The sequence below is a fragment of the Alkalibacterium gilvum genome (assembly GCF_900109085.1).
GTDB lineage: Bacteria > Bacillota > Bacilli > Lactobacillales > Carnobacteriaceae_A > Alkalibacterium > Alkalibacterium gilvum.
The window spans coordinates 80,022-97,764 of the sequence record NZ_FNYW01000002.1; the positions used below are offsets into that span (position 1 = coordinate 80,022).

The following is a 17,743-nucleotide window of genomic DNA, read 5'->3' on the forward strand; positions in this document are numbered from 1 at the left end:
ATTTTTGGAAAAAAGTGATTTTTAAATTTTTATGACAATTAATAATATAGAAGCAAAAATAATTTTTAACTGGAGGAGTAAAATGAAAGAAAAGGCACGTAAAAAATCTAATCAGATTAAATTATTGGAGTCACTTAATTGTCGATGTAAGTTGGAATATGCCAAGCAGCAGTATTTGATTAACCTTAAAAAGGGTTTAGAAGGAGAAGAGGTCTTTGATAAATGGATGGATAATTATCTCGGTCAGGATGTAACGCTTTTAAAAGATAGATTATTGTCTTTTAACGGATCAACTGCTCAAATCGATGCCTTACTCTTTATTGGAAATACGCTTAGACTTTACGAAGTGAAAAATTATGAAGGAGACTACCAACAACATTCTGGTCATTTCAGGACGTCAAAGGGTCAGGAGTTTATTTGTCCGAGTATTCAATTAAAACGTGCAGAAAAAGTTTTGCAGCAGGTTGTCGGACAGTGGACTCATACCCTTGAAATAAAGTCATATGTGATTTTTGTCAATCTAGCATTTACGCTTTATGATGCTACAAGAAGTAATCCTTTTATCCTGCCTACACAAATTAAAAACCATTTCGAACGCTTGAAAAGTATAGGGGATAAAACGTCTAAGAACAACAACCAATTTATAAATAAACTGATGTTGGAAACGAAAAGCAGTGGAAAGTATAGAGGAACGACGCAAGAGTATGACTACGAAGAATTTAGAAAGGGATTAATTTGTAGTGAGTGCTATTCATTCAATTTAATAAGAAGCCAACGAAAAGCAACCTGTCGAGATTGCGGCGAACACTATTCAATCGATCAATTATTGATGAATCAGATTGATGAAGTGCATCTATTGTTTCCGGAAATAAAGGTTACCTCTTCGCTCGTATATGATTGGATTGGCGGAGAGATAAATAAGAGACGAATCGGCAGGCTTTTAAAAACACTAGCGTAAGAGAATCAGTCAAAATGTCGTACTCATCCCGTGCTAGCGTTTGAGTGAGCACTATTGAGCTTGAAATGTCGTACTCAGCACGCACTAGCATCCGAGTGAGCACTATTTGGATTGAAATGTCGTACTTATCCCGCGCTAGTGTTTGAGTGAACACTTTTGAAATCAAAATGTCGTACTTAGCACATGCTAGCATCCGAGTGAACACAAGAGAGTTCAAATAAAGATAATACGGACAGCAATCGTGGCAACACGATTGCTACCTATTAAAAAAACATAAAAACAAAGAGGCTGGGACAAAAAAGTCCCAGCCTCTTCATTATGAGTCAATACTATTTATTTCTGTTTTGCTGCTTCCCAGAGTTTCGACGATTTTTCTGTTCGAAAGGGCTTTGACTATTGCGTTTGTTCTTTTTAGTTGACGTCTGATTTAACTGTTTAGAACTAGAATCCGTTTGGGTAGCTTGAACGGTTCGTCGCTTAGAATTTTTACGTTTAACAACAGGTTTGCCACCATGTTTTTTCTCCATCTCTTTTTCAAGTTTTGGCTTGTAGTAAAGATTCGTAATAAGAGACTGACCTATTGCAACGAAACCACCTGCGAACCAGTATAATGTCAAACCAGCTGGACCAGTAATAGAAACCATAAGAATCATAACAGGACTCATGTACATCATCGCGCCAGATTGTTTACGTGTTTCTTCAGGCATTCCTGCTTGCATTACTTTTGTTTGAGCAAAGTAAACAACCCCTGTTAAAATAGCAAGAAGAATACTTCGTTCACCTAAATTGATTCCTAGCCAGCTTGCGCCTTGAATGGTATCTGATAAGCGAATAGCTTGGAACATGGCAGTAAAGATTGGGAGTTGAATAAGTAACGGCAAACACCCCGCCAAACCACCGAGCATATTAACATTGTTTTCTTGATAAATTTCCATCATTTCTGCTTGTAATTCTTGTTTAACTTTTGGATCATTTGTTTCTTTCATTTCTGCTTGAATCTCATCAGTAACGGGCTTGACTGTAGCCATTTTTGCTTGTTGTTCTAGAGTCGTACGCTGTTGTTTAATAGACAGCGGCATGATTAAGATACGAACGATTATCGTAATGACAATAATTGCCAAGCCATAACTTCCCGTAAAGTCTGCAAGAACTTCAATAAACTGTTGAGTCGGGAGTACGAGGTAATTATATAAAAATTGTGAAAAACCGCCAGCTGGCTTTCCTGTCTCCTGATCGATTCTCATACAACCTGATAAAAATAAAACGATGGAAAGCATTCCACCTGATAATAACCATCTTTTAGTGCGATTTTTCAATTACATTCCATCCTTTAAGTTGATTTAGTCGTATTTTTTCTAATATGCTATTGACCACTATACCTTAATGGATGGAAAAATTCAATTAACCTGTGAAAAATTTGATTTTTCTTCAATCTTTTCGTCATAGGTGACGACAACTTTTTCGACAACAGCAGCTGGAGAAGGCCCCTTACGGAGTAATTCAATAAACTGGTCTAAATGCTTTTTATCACTGGTTGCTTCTACATAAACAGTACCATCGGCTTCGTTTCTAACAATACCTTTAACACCTAGCTCATCTGCAGCTTGCTTTGTTGAGAATCGAAAACCGACGCCTTGCACGCGACCGGAAATCTCAGCGCGTATTTTTTGAGTAGCAGTATCTTTGGGTGAATCATTGGTATAAATAATTTCGCCTTTTGAATTATTGTCCCTTTGGGCGAGAAAATCATTAAAAATAGAACCCATTTAAATCCTCCTTTTTTGTAATGTGCATTTGTATAGTTATACTAATAGTTTACTGGTTTTATCCGCCCGACGTCAAAGGAAAAAATTAGAAAGATGATTCTTGACGGACCTACCTTGAGGAGATATTTCATGCTATAATTGGTTAGAATAAATAGGAAGGAGTGTAAGAATGCCACGCAAAAAGAAACGAGGAAGACCAAAGAAAAAACAGCATATAATAGCCCCAGAAGGAATAGGATTTGCTCTCTCATTTATGAGTATATTGACATTGGGATCCTTCGGCTTTATGGGACGGTTTTTCTCTAATGTTCTACGATTTTTTGTAGGACAAACATTTACATTTTTAGCAATTATATTATTAGGACTTGGTATCTATCTTATTTTAAAAGGGGATTGGCCGAGTCTGAGAGATTCCAAAGTTAAAGGAGGCGCGCTTTTATTTACAGCTTGGCTTGTATTTTTACATTCAAGGTGGTTTGCTCCGATTATGAATGAATCGATCAACAGTATTGTAGCCACATGGCGGTTTTTCTGGCCACAATTTATTACAAACAGTATCGGAACAGATATTGGTGGGGGTATGATAGGGTCAATCTTTTTCAGTATAAGTTATTTTCTTTTCAGTGTAGCAGGCACTTACTTGATGATAATTATGCTAGTCTTTTTTGGGATTATGACCTTTTTCCAGTTTTCTTACCGACAGTTATTTGATCAGGTAAGAGGAATACTTAAGGCGATTTGGACTGCATTAACAAGTGGTTTAAAAAATATCAAAGCAACATTCTCTGAAAAAGTTCAGCAGAAGAAAACAAAAGCAACAAAAAAAGAAAAGAATGCAAAGAAAGCAACATCAGTTCAGGGTGAGGCTATGCCAAGCGCTGTCGATACACAACAAGAAAGCAAAGACAAAGAACAATCATCGCTGGAAATCGAAGGTTATCAAGAGCTGCAAGCGAAATACAAGCAGCAGGTAGAGAGTAAAGATAAAAAAGAAAAAGCAGTTGATAAAAAGGCGAATGAAACTGACGGTGAAGATGAAGGGGCAGTGGAATTTGAAATTGGTGAAGAAGAGAATCAATCATATAAATTGCCACCAGTTTCGATATTAGATGAACATGAAGCAGTGGATCAATCAGCAGAATACACAATTATTCAAAAAAATGTTAAAAAATTAGAAGAAACCTTTGAAAGTTTTGGTGTGAAAGCTAAAGTAACAAAAGCTAATCTAGGTCCGGCTGTTACAAAGTATGAAATTCAACCAGCTACGGGTGTCAAAGTTAGTAAAATTGTAAACTTATCAGATGATTTAGCGCTCGCGTTAGCTGCGAAAGATATCAGAATGGAAGCACCTATCCCTGGCAAGGCTGTTATTGGAATCGAAGTACCCAATTCTGAAGTGAGCACCGTTTCCTTTAGAGATACCATTGAAGGGCAAGCACATAACAAGGACCGCTTACTCGAGGTACCATTGGGACGAGATATTGCTGGTAATGTAGCAATGGCAGATTTGTCTAAAATGCCGCACTTACTTGTTGCTGGGGCAACTGGATCAGGGAAATCAGTTTCAATAAATGGCGTTATCACAAGTCTTTTACTTAAAGCTAAACCAAATGAAGTAAAACTAATGATGATTGATCCCAAAATGGTTGAATTAAATGTATATAACGGCATCCCACATTTATTGACACCTGTCGTTACGAACCCTAAAAAAGCTGCCCAAGCCCTTCATAAGGTTGTTCAGGAAATGGAACGGCGTTATGAGCTGTTCGCAGCCAGTGGCACACGAAATATGGAAAGTTACAATCAATATGTTAAGAAAAAGAATAATGAAAACGATGAGGGGTTGCTTCCCTTGCCCTTTATTGTGGTGATTGTTGATGAATTGGCGGATCTTATGATGGTTGCTTCCAATGAAGTAGAAGATGCAATCATAAGGCTTGCACAAATGGCTCGTGCGGCTGGAATCCATATGATACTGGCGACACAAAGGCCGAGTGTTGATGTCATTACAGGAATCATTAAGGCCAATGTACCGTCTCGTATTGCCTTTGCCGTGTCTAGTGGAACGGACTCAAGAACGATTCTAGATAGTAACGGAGCAGAAAAATTACTTGGACGTGGAGACATGCTTTTTCAACCAATGGGAGCAAATAAAGCAACCCGTGTACAAGGGGCATTTATTTCTGATGAAGAAGTTGAAGCGGTTGTTAATTTTGTAAAAGAGCAGCAGGAAGCCAATTATGTAGAAGAAATGATTCCAAAAGATGAACCGAAAAAGCAAGCAGATGACTCAGAGGATGAATTGTATGATGACGCTGTCGCCCTTGTTGTGGATATGCAAACAGCTAGTATCTCATTGTTACAAAGACGTTTCAGAATTGGATACAATCGTGCTGCGCGTATCGTAGATGAAATGGAAGTAAATGGAATAGTAGGACCTCATGAAGGGTCTAAACCTAGAGATGTATTGGTTACCGAATCTGAAATGACAGAAAGAAACGAAGAGACGGAAGAAAATTAGGATTTCAACAATATAATAAGATTAAAATAAGATTAAAAAAAATTAACTTTCCTTTTTATTACAGGGATGTTACTATTAAGTCATGAAAGGGTTAACAGACAAATTATTACAGTCTTTCTCCAACCAAAAAATACTGTAATAGAATGTGGTAAACCTTTAAAAAAAAATTTTAGGGGGAATTATAGTGTCAAAAATCAAATTAAGAAGTTTATTGGCAATCAGTTCATCAGCACTTCTTTTAGCAGCATGTTCAGGGGAGGACGCATCTGACTCATCGTCTGAAGATACATCAACAGAAGATACAGGTGGAGAAACTTCAGAATCAACAGACTTTTCAGTAGCTATGGTAACTGACGAAGGTGGCGTTGACGACCGTTCATTTAACCAGTCAGCTTGGGAAGGTATTGAACAATGGGGTAAAGATAACAACCTTGATGAAGGAACAGGTTACGCATACTACCAGTCAGATGACTCATCAGATTTCGTACCTAACTTCAACCAGGCTTTAGCAGATGGCTATGACATTATTTATGGTATTGGATACTTATTACTAGACTCAGTAAACCAAGTAGCTGACCAGAACCCTGACCAGCACTTTGGAATTGTTGACGATATTTCAGATCGTGACAACGTTGTTTCATTAACATTTAAAGACCACCAAGCAGCTTTCTTAGCAGGTGTAGCAGCAGCTGAAACAACTGAAACAGGTAAAGTTGGATTTATCGGTGGAATCAAAGGACAAGTTATCGACCGTTTCCAAACAGGATTTGAAGCAGGCGTTGCTCACGCTGACGACAGTGTAGAAGTAGACGTACAATATGCAGAATCATTCAATGATGCTGGTATTGGTCAGCAAATCGCAGCTGGTATGTTCTCAAATGGCGCAGATATCATTTATCACGCAGCTGGTGCTGTAGGTAATGGCGTATTTACTGAAGCGCGTAACCGTATGGAATCAAATGGAGACGATCAACTATGGGTAATCGGAGTTGACCGTGACCAAGAAGAAGAAGGGAATTACGATGGTGGTAACCTTACTTTAACTTCAACACTTAAAGAAGTAGGTAATGCTGTTGTAGAATCAACTACCCAAGCAATCGATGAAGGTTTCCCTGGTGGAGAAACAATTGCTTACGGTCTTGAAAAAGGCGGAGTTGAATTGGTACGTGGTAACATATCTGATGATGTATGGTCATCTGTTGAGGAAGCACGTGAAAGTGTAATTAATGGAGATATTGAAGTACCAGAATTCACTTATAGCGAATAATAATTAAATACTTTAAAGTTCAGAGTTTTAAAAGTTAATAGTTAAGCGCTGGTCTATGGGCTGGCGCTTTTTCTAATAAGGTTAAAATATCGCTTGCACAAAGCTGGAAAATAAGTAATAATTATGAGTAAGTTTATTTAAACTATCATGATAGGGAGGGATCGGTATTGGCACAGACAGAAAGAGTCATAGAAATGAAAGGCATTACAAAGAGATTCGGCGAATTCAAAGCGAATGACAATATCAATTTGAATGTTGAAAAAGGTGAAATACATGCCCTTTTAGGAGAGAATGGCGCAGGGAAGTCAACTCTGATGAACATCTTGTCTGGATTGTTAGAACCGACATCGGGAGAAATTTATGTTAATGGTAAGAAAGCAAAAATAGATTCACCTGAAAAAGCTAACCAGCTAGGTATCGGAATGGTGCACCAGCACTTTATGCTTGTTGATAAATTTACTGTAGCTGAAAACATTATGTTAGGGAAAGAAAAACATAATTATGGCTTTATGGATGATGAAGGTGCAGAAAAAGACGTGAAAGACTTATCTGACCGATATGGTCTGACCGTAGATCCATCTGCTAGAATCGAAGATATTAGTGTAGGAATGCAACAACGTGCGGAAATACTGAAAACATTATTCCGTGGTGCAGATATTTTAATCTTTGATGAACCAACAGGGGTATTAACACCTCAAGAAATCGATGAATTAATGGATATCATGAAAAAACTGACAGACGAAGGCAAATCAATTATTTTGATTACACATAAATTAGATGAAATCAAAAAAGTTGCAGATCGTTGTACAGTTATTCGTCGTGGTCAAAGTATTGACACTGTAAATGTTAAAAACACATCACAACAAGAACTTGCTGATATGATGGTTGGGCGCTCTGTATCATTTAAAGTAGACAAAATAGCGAGCGTACCTCAAGGACCTGTTCTTGAAATTAAAAATCTAACGGTTAAAGAATCGCGTGGCCTCGAAGCAGTGAAGAATATTGACCTTGAAGTTAAGGCCGGAGAAGTACTAGGGATAGCCGGTATTGATGGGAATGGTCAGTCAGAATTGATTCAAGCTATTACGGGTTTAACTAAAGCAGAATCAGGCACAATTAAGCTTGATGGGAAAGATATCACAGGTGAAAAACCGCGTGAAGTAACAGAGACTGGCTTAGGACATATTCCTGAAGACAGACACCGTCACGGATTAGTCTTACCTATGAAACTTGAAGAGAACATGACTTTGCAGCAATACTATCAGAAACCATTCAGTAAAAATGGCTTGCTCAATCATGGAAAAATCAAGGAATTTGCTAAAAAGCTTATTGAAGAATTTGACGTTCGTACACAGAGTGAAGAATCTACAGCGGCTTCATTATCTGGTGGTAACCAACAGAAAGCAATTATTGCACGTGAAATTAGCAGAAACCCAGCATTATTGATTGCAGCACAACCTACGCGTGGACTTGATGTAGGTGCGATTGAATATATTCATAAGCGTTTAATTGAGCAACGCGATAATGGAAAAGCTGTGTTACTCATGAGTTATGAATTAGATGAAGTTATGAATGTATCTGACCGCATAGCCGTTATGTATGATGGAAAAATAGTTGCGATTGTCAGAGCAGACGAAACATCTGAAAATGAACTAGGTCTATTAATGGCTGGTGTGTCATTGGAGAAAGCTAAGAAAGAATTAGCAGGAAAAGATATTAAAGCTGGAACAGCTGGAGCAGCTGGAGCAGCTGGGAATGCAGAGAATGATGGAAAGGAGCGTGCAACTGTTGCTAACGACGAAACAGAGTAGACTTAGTGCTTTACTTATACCTATATTATCTGTTCTTTTAGGATTCATTTTCGGAGCTCTCCTCATGTTGCTCTTTGGTTATAACCCAATTGATGCTTACCAGGCTATGTTAATGGGAGTTTTCAATAGTCCTTACTTTATAGGTGAGGCTATAAGACAGGCAACGGTTCTTACCTTTACAGGTTTAGGCTTTGCTATAGCATTTAAAGCTGGATTCTTTAACATTGGTATAGCCGGTCAATTACTTGTTGGCTGGGTTGCAGCTATCTGGGTAGCTTTAAGTTTCCCGGATTTACCAAGAATTATATTACTAACAATTAGTATTGGAGCTGCTATTGTAGCAGGAGCGGTTTGGGCAGGAATTGCCGGTACTTTACGTGCTTACTTTGGAACGAGTGAAGTTATCGTCACAATCATGTTGAACTACACAGCTTTACATCTGACAAATTATATTATCAGAAGTGTACTAACTACAGGAAATACGACAGATATGGTCAGCGAAAATGCAAGTTTGAGTGTTGGTTGGTTAACAACCCTAACACAAGGATCACGAATTAACATGGGATTATTTATTGCTATCATTGTTGTGTTTTTATACTGGCTCTTTATGACTCAGACAACAGCAGGATTTGAAGTAAGAGCGGTTGGATTAAACCCAGATGCTTCTACTTATGCAGGTATGAGTGCAAAAAGAAATATTATCCTATCTATGCTTATCAGTGGTGGTTTAGCAGGATTAGGTGGCGCAATTCATGGGCTTGGAACATTTGGTAACCTCTTTACTCAAAGTGGACTACCAAGCTTAGGGTTTAACGGTATCGCGGTTGCGTTACTTGGTTTAGGAAATCCTGTAGGTATCTTTTTCTCTTCCATCTTATTTGGTGTTCTAGATGTTGGTGCCGGGTTTATGCCAAACCGCGCAGGTGTTCCAGATGAAATGGCTGACATTGTTATTGCAGCAATCATTTTCTTCGTTGGAGCTAACTATGTTATCCGTCTAGTACTAGATAAAATGAAAAGCAATAAAACTGCAGAAAAAGGAGGAGAATAGGCATGGATATCGTTTCTTTATTACAATTGATTGTTTCAAGTTCCCTTGTCTACGCCGCTCCATTAATCTTTACTGCTTTAGGTGGAACATTCTCAGAACGTAGTGGAGTTGTAAACATCGGCCTAGAGGGTATCATGGTTATGGGTGCCTTTATGTCTGCCATATTTAACTTATCGTTTTACAGTACATTCGGTGCTATGACGCCTTGGTTAGGTTTACTTGCCGGTGGTGTTATCGGAATACTATTCTCATTGATTCACGCAGTAGCAACGATTAACTTGCGTGCAGATCATATTGTTTCTGGTACTGTTATTAACTTGGCCGCACCAGCCTTAGCCGTATTCTTAACACGTGCTATCTATGGTGCAGCTCAAACAGGTCCGTTAGCTCGATCATTCGGGTTCTCAGACATATTCTTATTAGAAAAAATCCCAGTTATTGGTCCGATTTTCTTCCAGAACACATCAGGACCAGCTTATTTAGGGATACTCGTTGCAATCATTGCGTGGGTTGTTCTGTTTAAAACACGTTTTGGCTTACGCTTACGCTCAGTTGGTGAGCATCCACACGCTGCTGAAACACTTGGAATCAACGTTTACTTGATGAAATATTCAGGTGTTATGATTTCTGGTTTCTTAGGTGGTATCGGTGGTGCAATCCAAGCTCAAGCTATCCATAACGAGTTCGGTATTTTAACTGTTGCCGGGCAAGGATTTATTGCGATGGCTGCCATGATCTTTGGTAAATGGAACCCTCTAGGAGCAATGGGAGCAGCTATATTCTTCGGCTTTGCTCAAAGTTTAGCTCGTATCGGGAACTACATTCCAATTATCCAAGATATCCCAGGCGTTTGGTTGCAAGTTCTTCCATACTTATTGACTATTATTATTCTAGTCGGAGTTGTTGGACGTTCTACAGCACCTAAAGACTTAGGAAATACCTTTATAAGATCTAAATAACGAATACAAAAACCCACTTGGTGTAAGCACCAGGTGGGTTTTTCATGTAAAGGCTAAACTATTCTTTTCTTTTTTCGATAGCAATAAGAAAGGGGGGGTCATTTTTTTGGTTTAAATACTGATAATTTAACACAGAATACCTTTCTTGAGGAAGTGACTTAGAAAAGTCGAGGATGGCATTTTTCTCTTTCGTGCCTCCGTCATGACCATGGTAAACCATCAATAAGAGTAGGCCATTCTTTTTTAAAAGAGTTAATGATTGCTTGATGCCTTCCAAAGTGGTTTTGGGTGTAGTAACAACAGTTTTGTCGCCCTTTGGTAGATAACCTAAGTTGAAAATAACGAGAGCAACCTTATCATCTGGATCAATAATATCTTTAATTGTTTCATGGCCCTGGTTATAAAGGCTGACTTTGGAATGTGCATCTGCTTTTTTTAGGCGGTTCTCAGTGTTTAATATCGCTTGTTTTTGTATATCGAAACCAATTACTTTACCGGTGGCTCCAACAAGTTGCGCAAGAAGTAAGGTGTCGTGACCATTCCCAATTGTCGCATCTATAACTGTGTCACCGGGTTGGACGGCTTCTTTGATTAATGAATGAGTAAAAGCTAAGGCTTGTAGCAGCATTGTTTAATTCTCTCCTTAAGAAATATATAAAAGCAATTATAGTAAAACACACTCAATAATAACAGAGAATAGATATTGGAATCAAATACGGGATAACACTTTATGACCATTCATAAGCTTTAATTTTCGAAGTTAACTAAGTTACCTAAGTTATCTCTTGCTATCTGTAACTAAATCTATTAATTTATATCAAGTTACTAAATAAGTGTTGCGACTCTCTTCACGCTTTGGTATGATTAATCCAAGATTTTAAATGCATTGAGGGAATATTAGGGAACTTGTCTGTTTTAGAGAGTGTATGGTTGGTGAAAATACATGAGACAATAACTGAACTCGCCCGCAGTAATATATGCTGATACAAGAGCTAACGTTCTTGCATCCGTCTTCCGCGTTAAGGATTGAGGCCACTTGGAATATTTAACGTTCAAGTTGGTGAATATAGGTGGTACCGCGACTATAACGCCCTATGATCAGATTTACTAAACTGTTCATAAGGCTTTTTTATTTATCTAGAAAGAGAAGTAATTGGATTTACTAGTAATGATAATTAACGAGGAGAGAAGATAATGGCTTTTAAGCATCGTGAAATAGAACCGAAATGGCAAGAATTTTGGAAGGATAATCACACGTTTAAACTTTCAGAAGATGAACAAAAAGAAAACTTTTATGCACTAGATATGTTTCCTTACCCATCTGGACAGGGACTTCATGTAGGTCATCCAGAGGGCTATACTGCGACAGATATTATATCACGTATGAAACGCAGCCAAGGGTTCAATGTACTACATCCAATGGGGTGGGATGCATTCGGCTTACCGGCAGAACAATATGCTTTGGATACAGGGAATGATCCAGCTGAGTTCACTGAAAAAAATATACAGACCTTTAAACGTCAAATCAATTCTCTTGGGTTTAGTTATGATTGGGAAAGAGAAATTAATACGACAGATCCCGAATATTATAAATGGACACAGTGGATATTTACTAAACTGGTGGAGCATGATTTGGCTTATCAGGCAGAAGTCCCTGTTAATTGGTGCCCCGCTTTAGGAACGGTCTTAGCGAATGAAGAAGTGATTGATGGGAAATCAGAACGTGGGGATCACCCTGTCTACCGTAAACCTATGAAGCAGTGGATGCTTAAAATAACCGCTTATGCTGATCGCTTGTTAGAAGATTTAGAAGACGTAGACTGGCCTGAACATATTAAAGACATGCAACGTAATTGGATTGGGAAATCTGAAGGTGCTGAAATAACTTTTGACGTTAAAGGATCAACAGAATCATTCAACGTCTTTACAACGCGACCGGATACGATTTTTGGAGCAACTTACGCTGTTTTAGCACCAGAATCTGAACTTGTGGATAAAATTACCACATCGGAGCAGAAAGAAGCGATTGACTTATACCGTAAAGAGGCGGATAAAAAATCTGACCTTGAACGTACGGATTTAAACAAAAATAAGACGGGCGTTTTCACTGGTGCCTATGCGATTAATCCGGTGACTGAGGAAGCAATGCCCATATATATAGCTGATTATGTTCTATCCACTTATGGAACAGGTGCAATCATGGCTGTTCCGGCACACGACCAACGTGACTATGAATTTGCGCAAAAATATAACCTTCCAATACGTCCAGTAATCGAAGGTGGCGACACTGAAAAAGAAGCGTATTCTGGCGATGGAAAACATATCAACTCTGACTTCATCAATGGAATGGAATTAGAAGAAGCAAACAAAGTAATGATTGAATACCTTGAAGACAATAAATGTGGTGAGCATAAAATAACATACCGCCTAAGAGACTGGTTATTTGCAAGACAGCGTTATTGGGGTGAACCTATACCTGTCATTCATTGGGAAGACGGCTCAACAACAACAGTTAAAGAAGAGGACTTGCCCGTTATCCTTCCAAAAACGACAGAAATCAAACCATCCGGCACGGGTGAATCACCGCTTGCTAATATTACTGACTGGGTTAATGTTGTGGATGAAGAAACAGGTATGAAAGGTAGGCGTGATACAAATACTATGCCACAATGGGCAGGAAGTTCATGGTATTTCCTACGCTTTATCGATCCTCATAATAAAGATATGCTTGCTGATCCTGAGTTGCTTAAAAAATGGCTACCTGTTGATTTGTATATTGGGGGAGCTGAACACGCGGTTCTTCACCTCTTGTACGCGCGTTTCTGGCATAAATTCCTGTATGATTTAGAGTTGGTTCCAACAAAAGAACCTTTCCAAAAGTTGTATAATCAAGGGATGATTTTAGGCGAAAACAATGAAAAGATGTCTAAATCAAAAGGAAATGTTGTTAACCCTGATGACGTTGTGAATAAATATGGTGCGGATACCCTCAGACTTTACGAAATGTTTATGGGACCTCTAGACGCAGCTATTGCCTGGAGTGAAGAAGGACTTGAAGGCTCACGACGCTTCCTTGACCGTGTTTGGCGTTTATTTGTTGATGAAGATGACCAATTAAGAGATCGTATTACAACACATAATGATGCAAGTCTTGAAGTTGTTTACCATCAGACAGTTAAAAAAGTAACAGAAGATTATGAACAGCTGCATTTCAATACAGCTATTTCACAATTAATGGTTTTTGTTAACGCAGCCTACAAGGCAAAAACATTACCAGTTGAATATGTTAAAGGCTTCGTTCAGCTATTGGCTCCTATCGCACCGCACCTTGGTGAAGAGTTGTGGTCGAAAGTAACGGGGGCAAATGAGAGTATTAGTTACGAGCCTTGGCCTGAGTTTGATGAAAATAAATTGGTTAAAGATGAGGTAACCGTTGTATTCCAGATTAACGGCAAAGTCCGTAAGAAAGCTTTAGTATCTCGTTCGATTACAAAAGATGAACTGGAAGCAAAAGCAATGGAAGACGAACGAATAATAGAATTACTTGAAGGGAAAACAGTACGTAAAGTGATTGTTGTTCCTGGTAAATTAGTAAATATCGTAGCCAATTAAATGTTATAATAAAAGAGAGGAAAAGGGATCAGCTTTGGCTGGTTCCTTTTCAGTTTATATGGTGAACGTATAAGCAATAAGTTAAACTTATAGTGAAATGATATAGTAGTATCATAAAAGGAATGGAGCAAAGCAGATGGACAAGAAACCAGAGCTCAAAACGCCAACAAAACACGATCTGAAAAAATTTACCCAATTATTGTGGTCAACCAATATATCCAAGAGTTTAATTGCTATCGGATTGACTGGCAGTATCATCACCACACTTACACAACTCTTAATTCCTTTAGCGACACAACAATTTATCGATGGAATCGAACTTGATTTTTTTACACCTTGGATGATTGCGAGTATTGTTGGCATTTTTATTCTCCAAGTCTTATTCAGTGGCTTTTCCAATTATATTTTATATAAAATTGGACAGCATGTTGTGGCCGGACTGAGAGATTTTCTTTGGAATAAAATTATTAAGTTACCCGTTTCCTTTTTTGATCGGTATGCGTCGGGAGAAATCGTAAGTCGGTTAACGAACGACACATCAATTGTTCAAAACCTGATATCTTCTTTCTTTCCACAATTTATTAGTGGTGTTTTATCTATAACAGGAGTCTTCTTTATTTTAATTATCATGGATTGGCAAATGACCTTGGTCATGTTGACTGCTGTCCCATTAGCTCTGGCACTTACTCGTCCACTAGGCAAGCGCATGGCAAAAGTGTCGCGTGAAATGCAGGATGAGACAGCACAGTTTTCTGGGAAAGTACAGCAGACAGTCGCAGAAATTCGTTTAATGAAATCTTCTACTGCTGAGTCAGCTGAAAAAGAAAAAGGGGAACGAAACATCAATAAACTCTATCGTATTGGACTAAAAGAAGGCAAGTACATTGCTATTATTGGGCCATTAATTTATACATTAATGATGGGAGTGATGGTGTTCGTCATCGGATATGGAGGCGTCAGAGTAGCCCGAGGAGATATAACGACAGGGGAGCTTGTAGCCTTCTTACTATATTTATTCCAGATTATCTTCCCGATTACAACCTTTATGAATTTCTTTATGCAGATACAAAAGGCAGCTGGAGCAACTGAGCGGATTACTCAAATTTTAGATGAGAAGGAAGAAGAGAAGCGAGAGGGGAAAAGTGTCAGCATCGATAATTTGCCGATAAAATTCGAAAATGTCAGCTTTTCTTATCAAGAAAATAAAGAGGTCATCAAGCAGATTTCTTTTATATCACATCCGGGTGAAAAAATTGCTTTCGCTGGACCCAGCGGCGGTGGGAAATCAACACTCTTTGCCTTACTTGAACAATTTTACACACCAGATAGTGGTAGGATTTATGTTGGAGATACACCTATTAATGAAATTAGCTTGCAATCTTGGCGCAGTCAAATAGGCTATGTGTCTCAGGAAAATGCGATGATGTCTGGAACAATTAAAGAAAATCTTTGTTACGGACTCCCTGACACAGAACAACCCGCAGAAGAGCGACTTTGGGAAGTTCTTGAAATGGCCTACGTCAAAACATTTATCGAACAATTACCTAGTAAACTTGAAGAAGAAATCGGTGAACGTGGGGCGAAGCTCTCCGGAGGCCAACGTCAGCGCATTAATATTGCCCGTGCGTTTCTAAGAGATCCCAAAATACTGATGATGGATGAAGCAACAGCCAGCCTGGATAGTCAGTCTGAGAAAATCGTCTCACAGGCTTTAAATAAATTGATGAAAGGACGAACAACCTTTGTCATTGCTCATCGATTGAGTACGATAGTGGATGCCGATAAGATTCTGTTTATTGAAGAAGGACAATTGACCGGAATGGGGAGCCACGAAGAATTATACGAAAAACATACACTTTATCAGTTGTTTGCCAACCAGCAGCTATCCAAAGATTGAGAATAACTCTTGGAATAATAATTATAGAAGCTTTCATGAATCTTTTTCTTAAATGATTGCACCGCTGACATTAAAACAGTAAAATAGAATTTAGATAAAAGGAGCAGTTTGCTCCTTTTTTTCTGAATAGATGAAAGCTTTTTAAAATCATACATAATTCAAAATGACTTTTGGTTGTGTAAAGTGGAAATGGTGAAAGTAGGGTTCATAAAAATGAATAATGATTCAAATGAAAATATAAAAAATAATGAAGAGTCACACGACAGTAAAATGGTCAGTGGTGCGGCTTGGATGACTGCTGGCAGTATGATATCTAAAATCATGGGAGCCTTATATGTTATCCCTTGGTTTGCTTGGATGGGAGGGCAGGAGCCGGGAAATGCGGCTATGGCACTTTTCCAAGTGGGTTATACGCCTTATGGTTTCTTTCTAGCGCTCGCAACAGCCGGGGTTCCTTCAGCTATAAGTAAGCAAGTGAGCTATTACAATGCACTTGGTGAATATGAGGTCTCCAAAGGTATTTATAAACAGAGTCTTAAAATCATGGCCTTTACGGGGGTTTTATCTGCCGTTGTCATGTTCTTTATTGCCCCTTTAATTGCTCAGTCAAGTCCTTCAGCAAATACGAACGAAGCAGTGATTGTTATGAGATCTCTAACACCTGCCTTACTTATTATTCCAGCGCAAAGTGTGACACGCGGATTTATCCAAGGCCATAATAATATGGTACCTTCCGCAGTCTCACAAATACTGGAACAGCTGATGCGTATACTCTTTCTATTAAGCTCGGCATATTTAATTAGGCAAGTATTAGGTGGTGAAGTGGTTACAGCTGTCGCTTACTCTACCTTTGCTGCATTTATAGGTGCCATATTCTCACTCGGGTATTTGGCTTATAAGATTAGACATATGAAGACAGCCCTGGACTACCAACCAGAACAGAGTGTGGGAAATGTATCCGTTTCGCCTAGACAGTTAATTATAAACATCATAAAAACATCCATTCCATTTGTTATTATTGCAACAGGTATCCTTGTTTTTCAGATGGTCGACCAACTAACGTACAGTCCATTGATGCGCCAGTTTTCTGATATGAGTCCTGAGATGATTGAAGAAACTTATGGCGTTACACAGGGGAATGCACATAAACTCATTATGGTGTTGACCTCATTTGGAACAGCCCTATCTATCGCCTCCGTACCTTTAATCAGTGATTTGATAGCGAAAAATAATATGAATGAAGTAAGAAGGCAATTTTCAAAAGCCGTACAACTTTTACTCTTTGCAATGTTCCCAGCAGCAATCGGCATGATCGTGGTTGCGGAACCTTTATACGCTATTTTCTATGGACATAGCAATCTAGGCACAAGTATCACACAGGTTTCTGCAGTTATGAGTATCTTTGTTGCCCTGTATGCCGTTTTAGGAAATATATTGCAAGCTTCAAACTTAACGCGACCAGCAATCAGAGCTCTCTTAACAGGCTTATTAGTTAAAGTAATCAGTCAAGTGTTATTTGTTTGGCTAGTTGGCCCTTATGGCATGCTCCTTTCAGCGATACTCGGCTTCCTTGTAAGCTGCAGTATGATGCTCGTTATCATGCATAGAAACACTCATTATTCCGCCACACGCCTTTTCAGACGCTCTTTACTAATATTTTTGATTTCTCTAGTAATGGGAGTGGGAACGTGGTTGGTTAAATTTGGATTAGGCTTCTTCATTGATTACAATAGTCGCTTCGATTCACTTCTTGCTTTAATTGCTATTGCAACGATCGGCATTGTCATCTTTGGCTCATTAGCCCTTAAAACACGCCTAGCAGATAGACTAGTCGGAGCAAAAGCCGCCAGTGTCCGTCGTAAATTGAAAATGAATTAATAAAGTATTGAAAAGACCAAGAA

The 17,743-nt window shown here is 38.7% G+C and carries 11 protein-coding genes and 1 pseudogene; 9 read left to right on the forward strand and 3 right to left on the reverse strand.

Translation table 11 applies throughout. The features are described from left to right. The first annotated feature begins 82 nt into the window (after positions 1-82). Positions 83-958, forward strand: coding sequence for a nuclease-related domain-containing protein (locus BMX83_RS01420; RefSeq protein WP_177170449.1), 876 nt, complete (start codon positions 83-85; stop codon positions 956-958). A gap of 329 nt (positions 959-1,287) precedes the next feature. On the opposite strand, the gene yidC is transcribed toward BMX83_RS01420, so the two are convergent. Together yidC and BMX83_RS01430 are read right to left on the reverse strand one after the other, a co-directional pair. Further along, the gene (yidC, locus tag BMX83_RS01425; RefSeq protein WP_091632287.1) at positions 1,288-2,274 is read right to left on the reverse strand and encodes a membrane protein insertase YidC; all 987 of its coding nucleotides are present in this window, start codon (positions 2,272-2,274) and stop codon (positions 1,288-1,290) included. Between the two features lie 81 nt (positions 2,275-2,355). Continuing rightward, positions 2,356-2,724, reverse strand: coding sequence for an acylphosphatase (locus tag BMX83_RS01430; RefSeq protein ID WP_091632289.1), 369 nt, complete (start codon positions 2,722-2,724; stop codon positions 2,356-2,358). A gap of 169 nt (positions 2,725-2,893) precedes the next feature. On the opposite strand from BMX83_RS01430, the gene BMX83_RS01435 reads away from it, so the two are divergent. From BMX83_RS01435 to BMX83_RS01455, 5 genes and pseudogenes are all read left to right on the forward strand, one after another. Beyond that, a complete protein-coding gene (locus tag BMX83_RS01435) occupies positions 2,894-5,245 on the forward strand; it encodes an FtsK/SpoIIIE family DNA translocase (protein ID WP_091632291.1) in 2,352 nt (783 codons plus the stop codon). 184 nt (positions 5,246-5,429) lie between these two features. Then, positions 5,430-6,512 carry a BMP family lipoprotein gene (locus BMX83_RS01440; RefSeq protein ID WP_177170450.1) on the forward strand — a complete coding sequence of 361 codons (1,083 nt, stop codon included), beginning with the start codon at positions 5,430-5,432 and terminating at the stop codon, positions 6,510-6,512. A gap of 194 nt (positions 6,513-6,706) precedes the next feature. Then, positions 6,707-8,215 (forward strand): annotated as a pseudogene (locus BMX83_RS01445) (ABC transporter ATP-binding protein); the annotation flags it as partial. A 64-nt stretch (positions 8,216-8,279) separates the two neighbouring features. Beyond that, the gene (locus BMX83_RS01450; RefSeq protein ID WP_091632540.1) at positions 8,280-9,374 is read left to right on the forward strand and encodes an ABC transporter permease; all 1,095 of its coding nucleotides are present in this window, start codon (positions 8,280-8,282) and stop codon (positions 9,372-9,374) included. A 2-nt stretch (positions 9,375-9,376) separates the two neighbouring features. Further along, positions 9,377-10,333, forward strand: coding sequence for an ABC transporter permease (locus BMX83_RS01455; RefSeq protein WP_091632294.1), 957 nt, complete (start codon positions 9,377-9,379; stop codon positions 10,331-10,333). Between the two features lie 58 nt (positions 10,334-10,391). Here the strand turns inward: BMX83_RS01455 and mnmM are convergent, their stop codons facing one another. Further along, entirely contained in the window at positions 10,392-10,961 is a 570-nt protein-coding gene (mnmM, locus tag BMX83_RS01460) for a tRNA 5-(aminomethyl)-2-thiouridylate-methyltransferase MnmM (RefSeq protein WP_091632296.1), read from the reverse strand. A 566-nt stretch (positions 10,962-11,527) separates the two neighbouring features. Between mnmM and leuS the strand changes: the two genes are divergently transcribed. The 3 genes from leuS (at position 11,528) to BMX83_RS01475 (ending at position 17,720) form a co-directional block, all read left to right on the forward strand. Then, positions 11,528-13,945, forward strand: coding sequence for a leucine--tRNA ligase (gene leuS / locus BMX83_RS01465; protein WP_091632300.1), 2,418 nt, complete (start codon positions 11,528-11,530; stop codon positions 13,943-13,945). Positions 13,946-14,081: 136 nt separating this feature from the next. Then, positions 14,082-15,842 (forward strand): ABC transporter ATP-binding protein, encoded by a 1,761-nt coding sequence (locus tag BMX83_RS01470; protein WP_091632303.1) that lies wholly within the window; start codon positions 14,082-14,084, stop codon positions 15,840-15,842. A 213-nt stretch (positions 15,843-16,055) separates the two neighbouring features. After that, a complete protein-coding gene (locus BMX83_RS01475) occupies positions 16,056-17,720 on the forward strand; it encodes a putative polysaccharide biosynthesis protein (protein WP_091632542.1) in 1,665 nt (554 codons plus the stop codon). The last annotated feature ends 23 nt before the right edge of the window (positions 17,721-17,743 follow it).